This window comes from Agrobacterium sp. (assembly GCF_032092815.1).
GTDB lineage: Bacteria > Pseudomonadota > Alphaproteobacteria > Rhizobiales > Rhizobiaceae > Agrobacterium.
In genome coordinates, this window is sequence record NZ_DAMDBP010000007.1 from 75,902 (window position 1) to 94,698 (window position 18,797).

Annotated in this window: 14 protein-coding genes and 2 pseudogenes; 7 read left to right on the top strand and 9 right to left on the bottom strand. The window is 54.3% G+C overall.

The features are described 5' to 3' along the window. The 3 genes from RT613_RS05765 to RT613_RS05775 form a co-directional block, all read left to right on the top strand. Positions 1-230: helix-turn-helix transcriptional regulator (locus RT613_RS05765; protein WP_313613679.1), on the top strand; the 230-nt coding region annotated here is incomplete at its 5' end. A gap of 98 nt (positions 231-328) precedes the next feature. Beyond that, positions 329-877, top strand: a complete 549-nt coding sequence (locus tag RT613_RS05770) for a YbhB/YbcL family Raf kinase inhibitor-like protein (protein ID WP_313613681.1) — start codon at positions 329-331, stop codon at positions 875-877. 332 nt (positions 878-1,209) lie between these two features. Continuing rightward, entirely contained in the window at positions 1,210-4,062 is a 2,853-nt protein-coding gene (locus RT613_RS05775) for a M16 family metallopeptidase (RefSeq protein WP_409558775.1), read from the top strand. Between the two features lie 86 nt (positions 4,063-4,148). Here the strand turns inward: RT613_RS05775 and RT613_RS05780 are convergent. The 3 genes and pseudogenes from RT613_RS05780 to RT613_RS05790 form a co-directional block, all read right to left on the bottom strand. After that, positions 4,149-5,242 (bottom strand): annotated as a pseudogene (locus RT613_RS05780) (integrase). 248 nt (positions 5,243-5,490) lie between these two features. Further along, a pseudogene (locus RT613_RS05785) lies at positions 5,491-5,751 on the bottom strand (RNA repair transcriptional activator RtcR family protein). Next, positions 5,717-5,803: a hypothetical protein gene (locus RT613_RS05790; RefSeq protein ID WP_313613810.1), complete on the bottom strand. Its 87-nt coding sequence runs from the start codon at positions 5,801-5,803 to the stop codon at positions 5,717-5,719. The pseudogene RT613_RS05785 and the gene RT613_RS05790 overlap by 35 nt, the downstream one beginning before the upstream one ends. An 847-nt stretch (positions 5,804-6,650) precedes the next feature. Here RT613_RS05790 and RT613_RS05795 point away from each other — a divergent pair. Then, positions 6,651-7,802, top strand: a complete 1,152-nt coding sequence (locus RT613_RS05795; protein ID WP_313613683.1) for an RHE_PE00001 family protein — start codon at positions 6,651-6,653, stop codon at positions 7,800-7,802. Between the two features lie 328 nt (positions 7,803-8,130). Here RT613_RS05795 and RT613_RS05800 read toward each other — a convergent pair whose 3' ends face one another. Further along, entirely contained in the window at positions 8,131-8,382 is a 252-nt protein-coding gene (locus RT613_RS05800; RefSeq protein ID WP_313613684.1) for a glycine zipper domain-containing protein, read from the bottom strand. Between the two features lie 248 nt (positions 8,383-8,630). Between RT613_RS05800 and RT613_RS05805 the strand changes: the two genes are divergently transcribed. Next, positions 8,631-10,082 (top strand): phospholipase D-like domain-containing protein, encoded by a 1,452-nt coding sequence (locus RT613_RS05805; protein WP_313613685.1) that lies wholly within the window; start codon positions 8,631-8,633, stop codon positions 10,080-10,082. A gap of 120 nt (positions 10,083-10,202) precedes the next feature. Here the strand turns inward: RT613_RS05805 and RT613_RS05810 are convergent, their stop codons facing one another. Further along, positions 10,203-10,682, bottom strand: a complete 480-nt coding sequence (locus RT613_RS05810; protein ID WP_313613686.1) for a GNAT family N-acetyltransferase — start codon at positions 10,680-10,682, stop codon at positions 10,203-10,205. Between the two features lie 152 nt (positions 10,683-10,834). Then, positions 10,835-12,682, bottom strand: a complete 1,848-nt coding sequence (locus tag RT613_RS05815; protein ID WP_313613688.1) for a heavy metal translocating P-type ATPase — start codon at positions 12,680-12,682, stop codon at positions 10,835-10,837. A gap of 209 nt (positions 12,683-12,891) precedes the next feature. Between RT613_RS05815 and RT613_RS05820 the strand changes: the two genes are divergently transcribed. Further along, positions 12,892-13,716, top strand: coding sequence for a universal stress protein (locus RT613_RS05820; protein WP_313613690.1), 825 nt, complete (start codon positions 12,892-12,894; stop codon positions 13,714-13,716). A 304-nt stretch (positions 13,717-14,020) separates the two neighbouring features. Further along, the gene (locus tag RT613_RS05825) at positions 14,021-14,830 is read left to right on the top strand and encodes a sensor domain-containing diguanylate cyclase (protein ID WP_313613691.1); all 810 of its coding nucleotides are present in this window, start codon (positions 14,021-14,023) and stop codon (positions 14,828-14,830) included. Between the two features lie 220 nt (positions 14,831-15,050). Here the strand turns inward: RT613_RS05825 and RT613_RS05830 are convergent, their stop codons facing one another. The 3 genes from RT613_RS05830 to ehuD form a co-directional block, all read right to left on the bottom strand. After that, on the bottom strand, positions 15,051-17,222 hold the full coding sequence (locus RT613_RS05830; protein WP_313613693.1) for a mechanosensitive ion channel domain-containing protein: 2,172 nt from the start codon (positions 17,220-17,222) through the stop codon (positions 15,051-15,053). 110 nt (positions 17,223-17,332) lie between these two features. After that, positions 17,333-18,106 carry an ectoine/hydroxyectoine ABC transporter ATP-binding protein EhuA gene (gene ehuA / locus RT613_RS05835; RefSeq protein ID WP_313613695.1) on the bottom strand — a complete coding sequence of 258 codons (774 nt, stop codon included), beginning with the start codon at positions 18,104-18,106 and terminating at the stop codon, positions 17,333-17,335. Then, positions 18,103-18,795 carry an ectoine/hydroxyectoine ABC transporter permease subunit EhuD gene (gene ehuD / locus RT613_RS05840; RefSeq protein WP_313613697.1) on the bottom strand — a complete coding sequence of 231 codons (693 nt, stop codon included), beginning with the start codon at positions 18,793-18,795 and terminating at the stop codon, positions 18,103-18,105. The genes ehuA and ehuD overlap by 4 nt, the downstream gene beginning before the upstream one ends. Between the last annotated feature and the right edge of the window lie 2 nt (positions 18,796-18,797).

Here is an 18,797-nt window from a genome sequence, read left to right on the forward strand (position 1 = left end):
CGATGAGCGAAGCGACCTTCCGTCGGTGGCTCACCAAGTCAGGCGCCGGCTTCTCGCAGATATTGTCGAGCACGCGATTGGAAAGAGGTTTGACCATGCTGCAGACGACAGATGTCCCCATATCCCGGATTGCGCTTGATTGCGGTTTCAAAACGCCGTCTCATTTTTCGGATGCTTTTAGAAAACGGTTTGGAATACCACCCAAGCTGATCCGCTCTGTCGAGGAATGATCGTTTCCCGATACAATATGATTGGCATCCGGAAGCGGAACATCAAACCAGGGTCTATCACCACAACATGATCAACCGCCCAGAAAGGACCAAAACTCATGTTGATGAAGACCACCCTCACCTCTCTGTTCTTCACCGCAGTCGTGGCGATGTCAGCCCATGCCGAGGATTTCAAACTCTCCAGCACATCAATTGCTGAAGGTGCCCAGCTTGCCCCTACATTTGTCTTCAAAGGTTTTGGCTGCGACGGCGATAACCAGTCACCTGCATTGTCCTGGTCCAATGCGCCAGCCGGCACAAAGAGTTTTGCGATTACCGCCTATGACCCGGATGCGCCGACCGGTTCAGGCTGGTGGCATTGGAATGTCGTCAATGTTCCCTCCTCCGTCACCTCACTTCAACTGAATGCCAGTGGCGAAAAAAAGATGCCAGAAGGTTCTGTTGAAATTGCCAACGACTACGGGGTTGTAGGTTTCGGCGGCGCCTGCCCGCCCGCTGGCGAGGTTCATCGTTACGTCTTCACGGTTCATGCGCTTGCCGTCGAAAAGCTCGACCTGCCAGAAAATCCAAGCAATGCGCTGACCGGCTTCATGATCAATGCAAACGCCATCGGAAGCGCCAAGATCACGGCCGTTTATAATCGCTGAGTGATGGACAATAGCGGCAGTCGCCATTTTGGCCGGCTGCCGCGTTCCGCTTGATCGATATGGGATTTGGGCTTGGCGTCACAAACCCATCTGTTTGACGGATGCCGGTGATATGGCTTTTGATGTTTTTTTCCGGAGGCATCAGCTTGGAGCGGTGTGGCAGAAGGCAAAATTCACACGTGCTTTGAGCGCCGTTTTATAGCCACCATTTGCGCTAGACCTGTTTTACACACACTCTTCACGGCTTGGTCATTTGTAGATATGTGCCTTGAAGTGGCATCAACCCTTTGAGATATTCCCCTTCCAGTTGACACAACGCATCCGGAACACTGATGTTTTTCAAATATATAGAGTATTCAGCCCGTAAAGCCCTTTCCTCCCTTGCTGCAATGATTGTCTGCCTGGGGCTGACACATGCTGCTGTGGCAGAGACCGTGAGGACATCATGGCCGCAAAACCAAAGCGATCTCTCCGCCGACCCGGATGTCCATTTTGGTGTGCTGGAAAACGGAATGCGATTTGCCATCAAGCGCAATTCGACGCCGCCAAATCAGGCCGCGATCCGTTTCCGCATTGGGTCCGGTTCGCTCGAGGAGGCGGACAACCAGCAGGGCCTCGCCCATTTTCTTGAGCACATGGCGTTCAAGGGATCGACCAACGTTCCGGAAGACGAGATGGTGCGGATGCTGCAACGCAAGGGCCTGGCTTTTGGACCGGATACCAATGCCCATACGTCCTATACCGAAACCGTATACTCGCTTGATCTTCCACAGGTCGATGCAGATACGATTTCCACCGGCTTGAAATTGATGCGCGAAACGGCAAGTGAACTTACGCTGGATGCAGAAGCATTCGACCGCGAGCGTGGCGTTATTCTCGCAGAAGAGCGTTTGCGTGACACGCCGCAATATCGGGCCGGAACAGAAGTCCTCAGCTCGCTGCTTGAAGGACAGCGCGTGACCAAACGCACCCCGATCGGCAAGCCGGAGGTGATCAGCAATGCGCCGGTTGATCTTCTGCGCGATTATTACAGGGCCAATTATCGCCCGGACCGCGCAACGCTGATCGTGGTGGGCGATGTCGATCCGGCCACTTTGGAGGCTGAAATCCGTCAGCGTTTTGGCGATTGGAAAGCCGATGGTCCAAATCCGCCCTCGCCCAACCCTGGCAATCTGAAGTCCAAGGACGAAACTTTCGGTGTGATTGCAGTGCCTGGAAACATGACCCGGGTGCAGATTGCCTGGACACGTCCGTTTGACGATTCCCACGACACAATTGAAACGCGCCGCAAGGGACTGATTGAGGGGCTTGGTTTCATGGTTCTTCAACGTCGCCTCAGTTCGATTGCCACCAAGGCCGATGCACCTTTTATCAGCGCCAGTGCCGGTACTCAGGATCTCCTGAAATCGGCCCGCCTTTCCATGGTTGCTGCCAGCTCCGAACCGGATAAATGGCAAGCAGCACTTTCTGCGATTGATCAGGAGCAACGCCGTATCGCAGAATTCGGTGCGACAGACGCGGAAATCCAGCGCGAAATTGTTGAATATCGCTCTTCCTTGCAAGCGGAAGCGGCTGGATCTGCAACGAGAACCTCAACGGCTCTGGCGTCCATGCTGGCTGGCAGCGTTGACAGTGATGAGGTTTTCACCTCGCCTCAGGATGACCTGGCTTTGTTTGAAACAATTGTCAGCAAAGTGACAGTGGACGGGGTCAACGCGGCACTTCGCGAGGCATTTTCCGGCAATGGTCCGCAGGTCTTGTTGCAAACCGCTCAGGCACCTGAGGGTGGTGATCAGGCTGTTCGTGAGGCCTACGAGACATCACGGGCAGTTGGTGTTTCCGCACTTGCCAGCGCCAAAGACGTTGTCTGGCCATACACGTCGTTTGGCGAGCCGGGTGCCGTGGTGGAACGCAGTGCTGTTGATGATCTGGGGCTGACGATGGTTCGTTTCGCCAATGGCGTTCGCCTTACCGTGAAACCTACCAAGCTTCGCGCCAACGAAGTTCTTGTGCGTGAGCACATCGGTCACGGCAGGCTGGATATGCCGAAAGACACCTATCTGCCGCTTTGGTCATCTCCAGCTGTCGTGCTGTCAGGAACAAAGGCGATGAATTTCGAGGAGATTCAAAAGGCGCTCGCCGCGAAAATCTACGGTATCGATTTCTCGGTTGGTGATAGCTCGGTGAGATTTGATGGTCGCACGCGGACCGAAGATCTCGAAACGCAGTTACAGTTGATGGCTGCCTATACATCGGACCCTGCCTACCGTCCCGAAGTGTTCAAGCGCGTTCAGCAAGCTTATCTCAGTGGTTTCGACCAATATAGCGCGACAGCTGGTGGCGTGCTGGGGCGTGATTTTGCCGGTTTGGTGCATTCCGGTGATACGCGTTGGAGCTTCCCAAACCGGGAACAATTGGTAGCAACGACACCAGATGATTTTTCGAACCTGTTCGGATCACTGATTTCCAAGGGTCCGATTGAGCTGGTTGTCGCAGGTGACGTGGAGGTGGACGATGTCGTTCGCCTGGTGGCCGGTACTTTTGGTGCACTTCCACAGCGGCCAGACGTTGCGCCAAAGCAGGACCAGGATGTCGTTCAGTTTCCAAAACCGACGGAAAAGCCGGTAATCTCAACACACACGGGCAGGGATGACACCGCCGCGATTGTTGTCGGCATGCCGATTGGTGATCTGTTTTCAGACATTCCGCGCAATTTCATCGCAAGCATTTCCGCACAAATCCTCCAAAACCGGTTGATTGATCAGTTCAGAATAGCTGAGGGCGCGACCTATGGTCTGCAGGGCGACGCTGAACTGTCCCGCAATCTGCCCGGATACGGGTTTGCATATTTTTATCTGGAAACAATGCCAGAAAAAGTCGGGCGGTTTTATACGCTTTTTGACAAGGTAACTGAGGATTTAAGGGCAAATCCGGTATCTGCAGATGAGCTTTCTCGCGCGCGTGAGCCGGCAATCGAGGCGCTTAAACACCAGCAGCAGAGCAATGATTTCTGGGTGCGGGGGTTGCAGAACGCACAAACGGAACCAAAACAGCTGGATTTTCTCCGTTACAGCTTGGAGGCTTTTGGCAAGGTAACTGCTGAGCAGGTCCAGCAATTTGCCAAAACCTATTACCAACCAAGCCATGTGTGGAAGTGGGAAATATTGCCCGCTGGTACACGGTAAATGAAAACGGCAGGCAGCAATGCCTGCCGTTTCTGTTCGTCGACTATGTACGCGGCCCGACCGCTACGGCGGACCGAATTGTTGTATTAATTGGATGGCGACTGCACGGGCTGATGGCGCGATTGTTGCAAGGCCTCGGGCAGGGCTATGCCGGGATTGGCGGCTTCGGTGAGATAACCGGAGCGTGATCTATGGGCAGAAAACTCTGCCGGATCCAAGCCTGCAAGTTTGGCCCGCTGTTTGACGATATCATTGATCGATTTCGGGTCGATCGGCCATTTGGAAACATTGCCCCAACGGTCGATTTTCCGAAATATGCTGCCGGCAGAAATGCCTGTTATCGCCTTCTACGCATTCAGCGCGTCAACCGGTTTCCGCACAGATAAACGATCTGTCATGATCGCTGCATGATGTTTTGGTGCGCCCGAGATGGATCGCAAGAGAGGGCAGGGCCAGCCGCAACATCAATGGGTTGTTCTACGGTCAAGTGTTCCACGCGCAAGCTTGCGACTTCGCTGTGGCGCCGACCGTCCGAGGCAAATGCCAACATCAGAACGGCCTGATCTTGGATATCACGAAAACCGCTTGCACAGCAGGTGGCAATCATCTGCGTAAAGATATCAACTGTTACGGCTTTCGGCGCTCTTGCGTTTGCGCCATCTTGAGGTAACGGCGACGGCCAACCAGATGGTTGACTCGAGGGCAGGGGAGAAGGACGCTCCGTTTTGGGTTCACCACTTGGTGAGGCTTGACCAACTCGCCAGTCGGCGAGGAACCGTGTCAGGCGCGTTCAGTCCAGTCGTGCGGTGGAGACCCTGATTGAGAAGGCTGTCTTCCACGGCGTGCGGCATGCGGTGAGTGGGGTCGGTTTCTCTGCGCGTCGGATCCCACAGAGGATGGGCTACGAACATCAACAACAGCGCTTGGGGCGCTGGCCAGATAAGTGAGTCACCGGTTGCGGCCAGTGACCATGCCTGGAGATAACTGAGGTCTGAGGCGAGGGCGCGCAGTGTATTTTCACCCATGCCTTCATTGACGAGATGGCGAAGCATTTCGACATCCTGATCCGTCAACAGCTCGGCGAGTTCGTCACGACGTTTAATGGGTAGGACAATTGGGATCGGTTCAGCTCATCGGCACGCCGCTCAACAGCTGTTTCGTCTTTGCCTGGTTTGCTCATCGCACGTCCTCGAATCTCAGACCAAAGCGAGCCAGGTATTTGGCAATTCGATCTGCGTCGTTACTGCTTCTTTCTTCAACCGCGAATTGGCGAATAGCGCCTGCCCGATAGCCGTGACTATGGTGTGGGTGTGGCAAAGCTGTGGGGAGGCCGGAAGCTGCACGGCCAATTTCATCGATCATTCGGTTGAAGGCGGGGTTCCGGGTCGAGCCGCCGGATTTGAGGAAAGATGCCGCCTTATGTCGTTCTCACGCGAAGCGTTTGGTGTTTTTCCCGTCGTATCGGGAAAGATCGAAATCAATGATGCGGTGAGTGAAGGGAACGTTCTTTCCAAGTTCCGGGTCTTGCGATGGTGAAAGCTGAAGCAGCGGTCTGGTCATCGTCCGGGCTTCCGTCAGCAGGACCTAGAAAATCTGGGCAACATGGATGCCTGCGGTGAGGTTGACCAGATGATCGTTGCTATCCGGATCGAAATTATAGTGGCGGGACGAAATCTCTGAGGCTGGTATAGACCTCGGAAAAATCCATGGGGTCACGCAGATTGAAGATGTGCTGGCGCACCGCCGTTGCGGGAGAGATGGTCTCGACATTCTTTATGCGCCCTCGGCCAGTCAATCAGAATGGGTGTTGTGGATCAGTTCAACACGGGCCATGAAGAAACCTGGCTGTTGGTGAAACCCGACATTTGGCCGGTGCTGACAGTTGACGCCTTCGCCCCAACAACATCACCGATATCATGGCAACGAAAACGGCAGGGCTGGACATGCGGCTCTTCTCGGGCTTCACGGATATGTCCGAATTGCTGAATGCCTACAAATCGGCCGCGAGCGCCCGGGCACAGGCTGACCGCTATCGTTTGGTCGAAGGGGTTGATAAGTTGGTCCCTTACGGTCCCATCATGGCCGGTGATTGGCAGAAAATCGTACCGTGGCGCAAAAGGCGCCGATGACAAGAACTAGGGCCCAGTCGCGGTTTTTGTTGTTGGTCGATACCAATAAGGTGCCACTTCCATTTCCAATGGATTGTCGTAACTTGCACGTGTTCATGTGAGATGAAGCGGTGACCCATTTCGTGGTGTCCGCCACATCAGAAGAAATCGTTTCATCGATGTTCTATCTTTGCCGTATGATGTTCCGGCAAACACGGATGTAAAAATGATTGTAGCAGGCCAGCGCGTACTGAAGTCCGTCTCAGCGTTTCCAGCACCCTGCTCAATCACGGTTATGGGTTCTCCATGTGCCTCAAATGGCTATCCCATTGGACGAAATGACTAATTTTCTGCTTCAAATCGATAATTAACGATAAATAGTAGTTATCGATGGTAAAAATCCCGACTCTCGATGATAGGAACTGACGAATGATAAAATGAAGATAGCATTCGTTTAATAAATCATTTACCATAAATTCAATGGCTTACGATCTCACCAAATTACCAGTCTCCACCCTGCTACGGCCAATCAGCGACGCTACAGCAGCGCTTGTCCGTCTCGATGAGCGTATTGCCCGCTCAACCGTCGGTGAAGGCTGGTGTGAGCGCCAGAATTTTTCCGATGCCTGCGCATCTCTGTGGATCGACGGTGAACTGGTGCACCTTGAAGATCTTGTGTTGCACGATGCCACCCGCGACGTCCGTGCGCCAACCCATGAACTGACCATTGCCCGCGATGTAATGAAAACCCGTCGACGCATTGTTGTTCAACCGCCCGACTGGGCGCTGTCTGTTGAAGGCATCCGAAGCCTGCGGCAAGATGGCGTGTGGTCCGGACAGGCGTCACCAGCAACATCTTTGGGCGATGCGGGTCCTGCTGCAACCAACGACACTGCACTTGATGATTGGATGGCAGCAGGGCAGGGGGCATTTGATGACAGTGATGCAGATCAGCCCTCACAGGAATTCGCGGAGATCGATGCCCTGCTTGCGCGCTCCGAGGCAGCCATCGAGAACGCCATGCGACCCGGCGCTGTCAAAAACAAGCAGGACAGGGATCCGCTGGTCTACGATCTTGACTGGGATGAAGATGCCCGGTTGGATGAATGGCGCGTAGTGCTGAGGCAGGCAAGAGACTTGCCCCCGATGTTCCAGGCAATTGTTGTCCTCGATGCCTGGAACAGCCTTGATGTGTTGCAGCATGCTCCGTGGTTGGGTCGGTTGCTGTCCGCATCGCTGCTGCGCCAGGCCGGTATCACCACGCAAAATCACCTCGCCGCCATCAATACCGGCCTGAAAACCATCCCCGTTGATCGTCGTCGCCATCGCAGCCGCGAAGTCCGGCTGCTGGCAATAACTGAGGCATTTGTCGCGACAGCCGAGATTGGTTTGAAGGAACATGACCGGCTGGCGCTGGCGCGTCAGATGATGGAACGCAAATTGTTGGGGCGCCGTACCTCATCCAAACTGCCAGAGCTGATTGAACTGGTCATGGCAAAGCCACTGGTGTCTGCCGGCATGATTGCCAACACTCTCGACGTCACACCGCAGGCGGCTCGACGGATTGTTTCCGAGCTTGGCCTGCGCGAGATGACCGGCAGGGGGAGGTTTCGGGCGTGGGGTGTTCTCTAGAATAATGGCCGCTTTGCTGTGCGACTATTGATTTCGTTGCAGGCTGGCATTCGCTGATACGCGCCAGAGAAAGCTCTGTGCGGACGATAGCATTGTATATTTCGGAGGATGTGCTTCAGCCTGTTTTTTTGAATGTTCGCAGATTGCGCAAGAGCGTACACAGATCATGTTCCCGCATCACTCGGCAAGCTTATGCGAAGTTCGGCAAAATAATCACCAAGATTTCTCGTGCACTCTCAATTGCAGCGTATGGGCTGGTGGCTGAAAAGATCGCCGCAACGACCCAGATTATTCTGGGTCGTTGCGGGAATTTCATCTGAAGCAATGGTTAGCAGCGGTCGATATACCGGTTGCCGTATCGGTCACGATAGTAGCACTGGCCGGGTCGATCCGCGACGTTGCCGATCAGGGCACCAGATACGCCGCCAACTGCGGCGCCAACCGCAGCGCCTCTCAGGTTGCCAGTCGCCGCGCCGCCAATAACAGCGCCACCTGCAGCACCAATTGTTGCTCCGCGTTCGGTGTTCGAACAAGCACTAAGCGATAATACTGCCAGAACTGGGATGATGATTTTTTTCATTGTGGCCTCCTTGGTACCAAGGGCAACGACCCAAGAAAGGTTTCGTTCCACCAAATGTTGATGCGACCTTGGAGAGGAAAGACGAAACACATCCAGCCTGTTGGCGGCTGGAACCAATCGGTCATCGCAACGTTCACATCGCGCGCGTAGGGAATAACACCTGAGAACCACTCAAGTGGTACATTGTGTCAAGGCATTCCTCGACTGCACTGATGAGCATGTATTTCGGGTTGAGGGGAGATTGAAACGTGTCGATTTTGGTTGCCGGACAAACATGTTGGCAGACACACAAGGCAGACAATGCTTCGGTGATTATCGACGCAGACAAGTTTTTCAGACATGCGCGCAGTGCCATGCTCAAGGCAAAGCACAGTATCATGTTGATAGGCTGGGATTTCGATACGAGGATCGGGCTTGTCCATGACGATCAGAACGATGATGCGCCTGTCAGGGTCGGTCCTTTGCTCGATTGGCTGGCAGCACGAAATCCTGACCTTCAAATCAGGATATTGAAGTGGGACCTTGGCGTCGTCAATTCGTTGGCGCGTGGTGAAACACCTTTCTACGTGTTGAAATGGATGTTCTCAAAACAGATCCATTTGAAGCTGGACGGCGCCCATCCAGCAATGTCTGCACATCACATGAAACTCCTTGTCATTGATGACCAGCTTGCATTCTGTGGTGGTATCGACATGACGGTCGGCCGTTGGGACACCAGTGATCACCGGGAAAATGAGCCAAGGCGCCGATCGCCAATGGGGTTTGCGCAAGGTCCATGGCACGATGCCACAACCTGTATTTCAGGACCTGCGGCCGTGGCCCTGGGCGAGCTGGCGCGCACGCGGTGGCGCTATGCAACCGGCCAGACCATTCGCAAGACAGAACGCGACGATCAGATCTGGCCGGATGGCCTAGATGTGGAATTTGAGAATGTGGCTATCGGCATTGCTAGGACGGCTCCTCAATATGAAGATCGGCAACAGGTTAGCGAAATCGAGACGATCAAGCTTGCAATGATCGGGTCAGCCCGAAAATACCTGTATATTGAAAGCCAATATTTTGCTTCCAGACGCATAGCAGAGGCGATTGCCGCGCGTCTCAAAGAAGTCGATGGTCCGGAAGTTCTGGTCATCAACCCTGAAGGGGCTGGCGGTTGGCTCGAAGCAAAAACCATGGACTCCGCACGCGTGCGATTGATCAGGCTGGTCGAGGACGCTGATCGATTTGATCGTTTCCGAATATTGTATCCGGTCAACGAAAGTCGTTCCCCCATTTATGTGCACGCAAAGATCATGGTCGCAGATGACGATGTTTTGAAACTGGGATCGGCCAATCTCAACAATCGTTCGATGGGTTTCGACACCGAATGTGACATCACCATCGAGGCACATGACCAATCGACGCGAGGCAAGATATCTAGAGTAAGGGACACACTGCTCGCCGAGCATCTTGGTTGTGCAGTGGAACAGATAACGGACGCCGTCAAGACGACCGGTTCCTTGCTGAGAACAGTCGACACATTCAGCCGGTCAATTGGAAGAGGTCTGATGAAGGTGCCTGTTCGAGAGCTGACAGTGGCTGATGAAGTCTTCGCAGAATCTGATTTTGCAGATCCTGAACGCCCTGCAGGCGTGAAATACAGAACGGCCAGTTTCCTGCAGCAAAGATTACGCCGCCCGAAGCCCTTGCAACTGGGATAGACAGGATTTGGAGGTCGCGATTTGTGTCCTCTGTGAATTTCTGTTGAGAGGCCGTCTTGCAAACCCGGGTGGAGCCCTAAAACACACCTTTCACGATGTGCTTCTGCCACGGGTCAACCATTACGCCGCGGCGAAATCCTTCAGCGCGTCACCAGCCAGCCGATACCGCAGCCATTCACTTTGCGGTTCGGCGCTGATGGCATTATAGACGTTGATTGCCGGCTCGTTCCAGTCAAGCACGCTCCATTCAAAGCGGCCGCAGCCGTTCTCAATCGCTATCTTTGCCAAATGTTTCAGCAGAGCCTTGCCCGCACCAAGTCCGCGTGCGTTTGGTGTGACGTAGAGGTCTTCGAGGTAAAGCCCGTTTCTGGCCTGCCATGTGGAATAGTTGAAGAACCATATCGCCATGCCAATCGCTTTCCCGTCGTTTTCACAGATCAGGGCACGCGTTACAGATTCCGGACCGAAGATCGATTCAGCAATCGTCTCGACCGTTGCTGCCACCTCATGTTCGGCTTTTTCATAAATGGCCAGTTCACGGATGAAACTTAGCAGGGTTGCCGCGTCAGCGCGTGTTGCAGGACGGATGGCGATCGTCATTTGGATATCTCAATCAGCGGGATGTTTAAAATAGGTTTGATGGTGACGAATACGCGACATCGCTTCTTTTGTCAGGATGCAAATTATGGACAGCTCCTAAAGATCATAGGGGTGCGCTTCGTTCACCCAGCATTTGCTCGAGATGGCCTCTGTTAAATCCGAATTCTAAGCGCTCTCAGTGCATTCAGGATTGCGAAAACATCGATTGCTTCCTGGAGGATAGCGCCCTGAAGCGGTGTCAGGTATCCAGCTGCGGCCGCGACCATGCCGCAGATTGAAAGTCCGCTACCGATAAAAATGCTCTGGAGTGCAATCTGACGGCAGCGATATGCGATCTCGATACCTTGCAAGACCCGATCGAGCCTCTCGACCAGCAAAACGGCATCCGCAGCTTCGGCCGCCGCCGCGGATCCATGCACCCCCATTGCCAGACCAATGTCTGCCGCGGCAAGTGCCGGAGCGTCGTTCACACCGTCACCGATCATCAGCACCGGCTGTCGGCGCTTTTCCCTGTTCACGATTTCGATTTTATCGGCGGGAGACAATTCTGCCTCTACCACATCAAATGGCAGGTCAACCGCGATGGCGTTTGCAACGTCCGCCCTGTCTCCGGTGGCCAGGATGATGCGGGTGACGCCTGCGGCCTTGATTCCATTCAAGACGGAACCAATTCCGTCCCTCAACCTGTCGGAAAAATAAAGTATGCCCCAGAATGACCGATCAACGGCGACGGCAGCTGCAATTGCTCCGGGTCGTTCTGCAGCGTTAATGATGATGCCCAACTTGTCGCCAATATAGGCTGTGCCTCCGATGGCGACATGTCGACCGTCAACATCGCCGGATATCCCTTCACCCGGCCGCTCCGAGACATTGCTGGGCGGTAGCAGATCAATGTTCCGGCGTCGTGCCGCGTCGACAAGTGCCTTCGCCGCGACGTGGCTTGAGGCTTGGTCGAGGGAAGCTGCCAGCTGCAACAGTTGTTGCTCTGAGACAGAACTCTCGATCGTCTGAAGCGTCGGTGTCCCGTCGGTAATCGTTCCGGTTTTGTCGATTACGAGTGTTCTTATCTTGCAGAAGCTCTCGAGAACGCGTGCTCCTTTTACGAGAAGGCCGGTCCTTGCAGCTCGCGACAGCCCGGCGGTCCATGCGATGGGGACAGCAAGAATCATAGGGCAGGGTGTGGCGATGACGAGGACTGCGACAGCTCTAATCGCATCGCCCGAAAGCCACCAGGCAAAGGAGGCGAGACAGATTGTAACGGCAAGGAACACGAGTGCATAGCGATCAGCCATGCGAGACATCGGCGCCTTGCTGCGTTGAGCCACCTCGACGAGACGCACGATCCCAGCATAGGTACTGTCACTGGCTCTTGCGGTTGCGGTCATGGCGAACAAGTCGCCTGAATTGCTCGCTCCGCTGAGAACGGTTTCCCCCTGGTTTCGAGTAACCGGCAGAGGCTCTCCTGTCAGCGCGGAGACGTCGATAAATGCCATTCCCTCGAGGACGACACCATCTGCGGGTATCAAATCGCCTCTTCGGACGATGAGTGTGTCGCCCACCTCGATGCTTTCAGCAGGTACATCTTCCAACCGACCAGCAATCCGCCGGGTCACTCGCTGCGGCACTCGTGACAACAGAGCTGTCATTTCCCTGTTTGCCCGGCCTTCCGCTGCCTTCTCCAGAAACTGACCGCCTGCATACATGAGCGCAACAACACATGCGGCAAGATATTCTCCGAAGGTGACAGCGGCCGCCATCGATAAAAGCGCGATCACGTCCAGGCCGATTTCACCTCTGTGAAGACTTCGCACTATCTGCACAAAAAGCGTGAACAAGACAGGCAACGTTGCTGCAAGAAGCGCTGGCGCGTATAGCTTCTCAAGCCCGGTAAAATAGAAGGCGGCTGCGGCAGTCAGCCCGATGATCGGTGACGCCAGTAGCAACGATGGAAGTAACCGGACAATATGGGTTTTGCTAATGTAATGGCGCAATGTTCCCATCCCTTGTGCTGCCAGTGCTACGATGTACTTCGACGAACGAGATTGTTCGCCACCTGCCCGTGATTTCGAATTTTGTCGCTGAGACTATCACCTTCCAAAATCCTTTCCGCCTATTTCTATCTTGCAAGACTGGAATGATTTGACAGGGATCAAGGAACAGAGACTTTTTCCACTTGATGCTCTCACGTGGTCTTGGAGGAGTATGATCTATGATGTTTCCATCTGTATTGCAGGTATGTGCCGCCGATATCTCGGAAGATGGGGCAAAGACACTGGCTACGGATATTGTGGCTATGGGAGCTCATCTTGATGTTCTGTTGATCGGTGAGGCCGCATTCCCGCCAGTCGGCACCCATGTCGAAGCTGTTTCGAAACCGTGGCTTGACGATAGGGAGAGACAAAGAACTCAGCTTTTGGGCAAAGAAGAGATCCTTCGGCGCTGGCACGAAGAGGTCCGCCTCTCGTGTGACGTTGAAACTGTTTTCGCGGAAGCTTTCCGTGTCGACAACTCAGTTGGCGATCGTGCCCGCTTTACGGATTTGATTGTCGTGGGTTCCGATATTATCGACGATAGGAAAACGCTCAATGCCGTGCTGGACGGTGCCCTTTTCCATGCGCATGCGCCAGTTTTGCTTATTCCCGCTGGAAGGCGGATTCACCCAATCGAGCGCGCAGCAATCGCGTGGTCGAGCGCGCCGGAAACAACCGCGGCGGTCAGAAGCAGCATTCCGCTCTTGCAGTTGGCCAAAGAAGTTGTGTTGGTATCGGTAGATCCACCGAGCGACTTCGATATGCAGATGTCCCGACTGACGAGCTATCTTTCCAGACATGGTATCAGCGTAAAGAAGGTGGAGTGTATCCCAAGCAACGGGCGGACCGTTGTTGAGGCCATGGACACATATGTCGAGGTTGCTCAGGTCGATCTTGTTGTGATGGGCGCCTATAGCCATTCGAAGATGCTGGAGCGGATACTCGGTGGTACAACAGACTCCATCATCGCAAGACCAACAGGAACTGTCTTCATGGCCCGATGAGGTAACTCGATTGCTTCAGGTGGATATCATGCTATCGATCCCGGAAACCGAAAATCAACATTCGAACATTAATATGTGCTGTGAATGCCGGTAGAGGCTTGGCAACCGGAAGGTCTGTATGGTGTATAAAAAGTTCCAGTCATCGTCCGTTGGCGGACCCGCTCCAGCCAGTGCAGAGACTGGACGCTCGGCTTCAAGGGAACCCAGGACTTCGGAACAATTCAATCGGCTCCAAGAGTTGTTCGACAAGTCGTTCAAGGCCGCGCGTGTCGGGATTTGGGAATGCAGTTTGCCGGATCAAACCTTGACGTGGACCGACACAGTCTACGAAATCTTCGATCTCGAGCCCCAGTCTGCGCTCAACCGTGACGAGATCGTCCCACTTTACTGTCCAGAATCGCGCGCCAAGCTGACCGAGGTGCGAAGTGCCGCGATCAAGAACGGTGATGGATTTACACTGGACGCTGAGATCGTTACCGCAAAGGGCAACCATCGTTGGATCAGGATTACGGCGATTGTCGAACGGGATACCCGTGGTGAGCCGGTCCGAATTTTCGGCATGAAACAGGACATCACTGCCGAGAAGATTATGTTCGATCAGATACGCCGCATGTCAGAACTCGACTCTTTGACTGGCCTTGCATCGCGCTCAAAGTTCGAAGCTGCGCTCGAAAGCGCCTGTCGTGTTCAGTCTACCTCTCTACAAGGATTGATCCTTGTCGATCTCGATGGTTTCAAAGCCGTCAACGACACACTTGGGCATCAGGCCGGTGACAGCTGTCTGCGAGAGGCTGGTGAACGTCTTGTATCGACAGTGCCCGCCGCATCGATCGTTGCCCGTCTTGGCGGCGATGAGTTTGCAATCATCGTGCCCTATGAATCCACTCTCGATCTGCAGGTGATCGGAAAAAATATCGTGGAACGAATGCAAATTACCATCGCGTTGTCGGGGACCTCGGTGGAGGTCGGCGCCTCCGTTGGTGGAGCTCCGATTGTCGTAGCGGCTGCACCAAAGGACATATTTTCTTCAGCTGACAACGCACTCTATGCTGCAAAACGCGAGGGCAAGGGGCGTTTCCGAATGAACGAAGTGATTGCCGTTGATGCGGCTTAAAGATTTCTTTGATGCGATTTTTGCCGTCGATAGCATTCCCGGCATTCAGAAAGGACAACGTAGAGCGCCATAAGGAACAGTCGCACTCGATGCGGCACGACTGTTTTCAGTGTGGTTGCCCACCCTCTTTCGCGGCGACCTCGCCCTTTGGGCCGAGCTTGGCGTTGCGCGCCATGGCGCGCAATCGCATTGGCCTCCAGAGACGCAAGTTCTTGCCTTATCAGGTGCCGCTCGCATCCGGTAAAGACATCTGTTTTCGCGTGATATCGCCGGCAATCGCGAGATGGGGGAAGGGGATCTTGATGTCGCGTCGGTCGAAAACCTGCTTGATCATTTCGTTATAGGCACGTCCGGTTCCCCAATGACTGCCTGCAATCGTCTTGATGCGGGCACGTACAGTGATGAAACTGTCACCGAAAGCGGTGATGCCGTGCATCTCCAGATCGTCAATTACCTTGTCTTTCCATTCGGTCTGCATCAGCAACTCAAAGGCCTCCTGCATGGCATTCTTGACAGCATCAATGTCTTCCCTGAGCCCCACACGGATTTCCGCAACGTGATAGCCAAAATCCTTCATCAGATTGGAAACAGTATCCACCGATGAAAATGGAATGAGATGAAGTGTGCCATCCAGTGAGCGTATGGAAACGGAGCGAATTGTCAGCTTCTCCACAGCGCCAGTGACGTTGCCAAGGCTGACGATGTCGCCTTCATTCATCACATTCTCAAGTTGAATGAACACGCCGGTGATGATGTCCTGCACCAGTTTCTGAGCACCAAAACCAATCGCAAGACCAAGCACGCCGGCTCCTGCAAGCAGCGGGGCGATGTTCACGCCAATTTGCGCCAAGGCCAGCATTGCCACCAGGATGACAAGCGCAATGCTGAATGCGTTGCGGAACAGCGATAGCAATGTCTTTTCACGGCTTGTCGGTATGGAGCCAAATTCCGGATTAAGGCGATATTCCACCCATGACGACATGGCCAGATAGGCAAGAAAGCCAAGCAGCAGGATAATCAGTGCGGCAATTGTCGAAGTTGTGATGCGTTGACCGGTGTCCGATGCCAGCCAGCCGATAAAATCAATCAGCCCCCAGGCTTGCGCGACGGCAATGACAACGCCAGTCGATACCAGCGTGCGCACGATCTGCATCATCAGCGGAACGAAAGCCTGAAGTCGTCCTTCAAGCATCGGCAGCCGAAGCCGCACGTCATCTGGCAACCGAAGGCCAGCATTTGCGAAACGGCCAACAAAAGTGATCACCAGCCCACCAAAAATGAAGGCGATGATCGATTTTAGTGTCGCCGAGACCATGAAAGGCAAAGCAATGGCCGGATTGACGAGCCACACGACAAATGCCGATACGACATAGACGATTGCCAGCATATGCCAGATTCCGGCTAGAAAGACGCCGCTGCGGCCGAGAAAATCGGTACGGCCGCTTGCTGCCCTCGCAGACAAGGCCTGGCGTACCCGGTCGCGGTTCTGCAATATGACAAGCAGTGCGATGAGGAGGACAGTCAGCATCACCACAACGCGAACCACCTGAGCGGCCGTGTCAGAGGAAAGTGAAGCAACAACCGGTGCCACGAATAAAAACGTGTAGCCAACCAGGGAAATGACCCGCGCCAGCCAGAAATACCAGTAGGCAGCTGTCGTGTCGCACACAGGTGGCAGGCGAAGGGCAGGGAAACGAGGCTGCAACACCATACGCATCCCGACCTTCAGCAATTCCACCATTAAAAACGCGTTCAGAAGAAGGGTCTGGTTGATATCCATCCGTCCGACGCCGCGTCCAACCACCTGCAGCGCTATGATGTAACCCGCACCCCACGCCAGCGCGACAGTCATGACATCGGCGAGCGTCGAGCTTGCCATGAGAAGGACACGCAAAGACCAGTGCCGACCGGCGGCGCGATTGGCGAAACGGTGTTGTAGAAAATGGGAAATCAGACGCAACAGGAGGAACGATGCAAACAACGCTGCCCCAACCAGAAAGAAGTTGAACAAAAAGGCCTTGAGAGCCTGATAATTCACACTATCGGGTTCGGACAGAACCGTCGCTATGCCGACAACGCCCTCCCAGACGGCCTCTCCACCGGCAACAATATGCTCTGCCGTCGCCTTTGTCTGTTCAGCAATCTGGCGGGCTATCGTTGGTTCACTTGCATTCGGCGGAGCCTTAGTCTGCGCCTGGGCTGCAACTTCACTTTTGAGCCGGCTGAGCAGTGCGTTGCGCGCTTCTTCATTCTCCAGAATGCGGATCAGATCATCAACGCTGCTGGCAGGTTTTGACGCGGTAGCCCCGCTGTCCTGGGCCGCTGAAGGAGCAACTGGCAGCGTCAGAGAGAGAAAAAGAACGAAAATGGCAGCGATGTAACGCAAAGGCATGTTGGGCTTCACAGATTATTGCTCAAAAATTTACGGAACGATTTGCAGACGGCGCATCCCCCTCACGGGGAAAACAGCCTCACCAACAGCAGACTGAACAGAGGAGACATCTAGTTCAGTACAGCTTGAAGAAATTCTCTGGTGCGGTCCTCGTTGGGGTCCGTGAAAATATCTTCAGGTGCGCCTTCCTCGCGTATTCTGCCACGATCGAAAAAGCACACGCGATCGGAAATTTCCCTGGCAAACCGCATTTCATGCGTGACCAGGAGCATGGTGAGATCATGCTCATCGGCAAGTTTGCCAATCACGTTCAGAACCTCGCCGACCAGTTCGGGATCAAGCGCAGAGGTGGGCTCGTCAAACAGCAATATGCTGGGCCGCATTGCAAGCGCGCGTGCTATACCCACCCGCTGTTTTTGGCCGCCTGAAAGCTGGCTCGGATATTTGTTGGCCTGATCAGACAGGCCCACAAGTTCCAGCAATTCCTCGCCGCGCAACCGGGCATCGGCTTTTGACAAGCCAAGGACCTGCACCGGCGCCTCGGTAATATTTCGCAGGACCGTCATGTGGGGGAAGAGATTAAAATGCTGAAACACCATGCCAAGTTTGCTTCGCATCTTGCGAAGATGCGCTTCACCAGCCGGTACCAATTCACCGCTGGCATTGGGTTCATGCCACAAGGGGTCACCATCCACGGTGACGCTGCCCTCATCAATGCCTTCCAATGTCATGAGTATACGAAGGACAGTTGATTTGCCTGAGCCAGAAGGTCCGATAATGGACACCTTCTCGCCCCTGCGAACTTCAAAATCCAGCTTGTTGAGAACAGTAAGGTCACCGAAGCGCTTTACCACCTTGTCGAACTTCACGATCGGGTCAGTCATTTCAGGGGAATTCCTCGTGTGGGTAATGAAGCGTCGACAAGGCGAACGCCTGCAGACGCAATGATTGTCATGATGAGATAGATGACGCCGACCATGGACAATGGAATGAGGTAATCGAACGTGCGGTCGCCGACTATTTTTGCGACGTTCAACATTTCCAGCACGGTCACCACCGAGAGAACCGGAACGTCCTTCATGATCGAAACGAGATAGTTGCCCATGGCCGGAATGATGCGTGGCACTGCCTGCGGCAACACGATGTGGCTGAACGTGCGACTGGAACTGAGATTAAGTGCACGGGCAGCTTCCCGCTGGTCACGTCCGACGGCTTCCAGGCCAGCGCGATACACTTCAGCCGTATAAGCACTGTACTGAATGCCCAAAGCAAGCGCACCCGTCAGGAATGCCGGCAGGACGATGCCGTGTTCGGGAAGCACGTAATAGAGAAAAAACAACTGCACCAGCAAAGGTGTGTCGCGGATAAACTCGGTCATGGCCTTGGCCGGCCATGAGATAAACCGCGACGGTGCATTTTTGAGAATTGCCCACACAAGTCCAAGCACCAGCGCAACGGCGAAACCGAGCACAGCCGCCTGTATCGTGACGACGAGGCCATTGAGCAGGATCGGCAGGATGGATGCTGCGAAGGCAGATGGACTGGAAAGGTCCCATTCGTAACCGAAAAGCATGG

Bases quoted from the DNA above. Each gene is read 5' to 3' on its own strand.
- RT613_RS05770 (WP_313613681.1), top strand. From the start codon at position 329: ATGTTGATGAAGACCACCCTCACCTCTCTGTTCTTCACCGCAGTCGTG.
- RT613_RS05775 (WP_409558775.1), top strand. From the start codon at position 1,210: ATGTTTTTCAAATATATAGAGTATTCAGCCCGTAAAGCCCTTTCCTCC.
- RT613_RS05795 (WP_313613683.1), top strand. From the start codon at position 6,651: ATGGCTTACGATCTCACCAAATTACCAGTCTCCACCCTGCTACGGCCA.
- RT613_RS05800 (WP_313613684.1), bottom strand. From the start codon at position 8,382: ATGAAAAAAATCATCATCCCAGTTCTGGCAGTATTATCGCTTAGTGCT.
- RT613_RS05810 (WP_313613686.1), bottom strand. From the start codon at position 10,682: ATGACGATCGCCATCCGTCCTGCAACACGCGCTGACGCGGCAACCCTG.
- RT613_RS05815 (WP_313613688.1), bottom strand. From the start codon at position 12,682: ATGGGAACATTGCGCCATTACATTAGCAAAACCCATATTGTCCGGTTA.
- RT613_RS05820 (WP_313613690.1), top strand. From the start codon at position 12,892: ATGATGTTTCCATCTGTATTGCAGGTATGTGCCGCCGATATCTCGGAA.
- RT613_RS05830 (WP_313613693.1), bottom strand. From the start codon at position 17,222: ATGCCTTTGCGTTACATCGCTGCCATTTTCGTTCTTTTTCTCTCTCTG.
- ehuA (WP_313613695.1), bottom strand. From the start codon at position 18,106: ATGACTGACCCGATCGTGAAGTTCGACAAGGTGGTAAAGCGCTTCGGT.
- ehuD (WP_313613697.1), bottom strand. From the start codon at position 18,795: ATGCTTTTCGGTTACGAATGGGACCTTTCCAGTCCATCTGCCTTCGCA.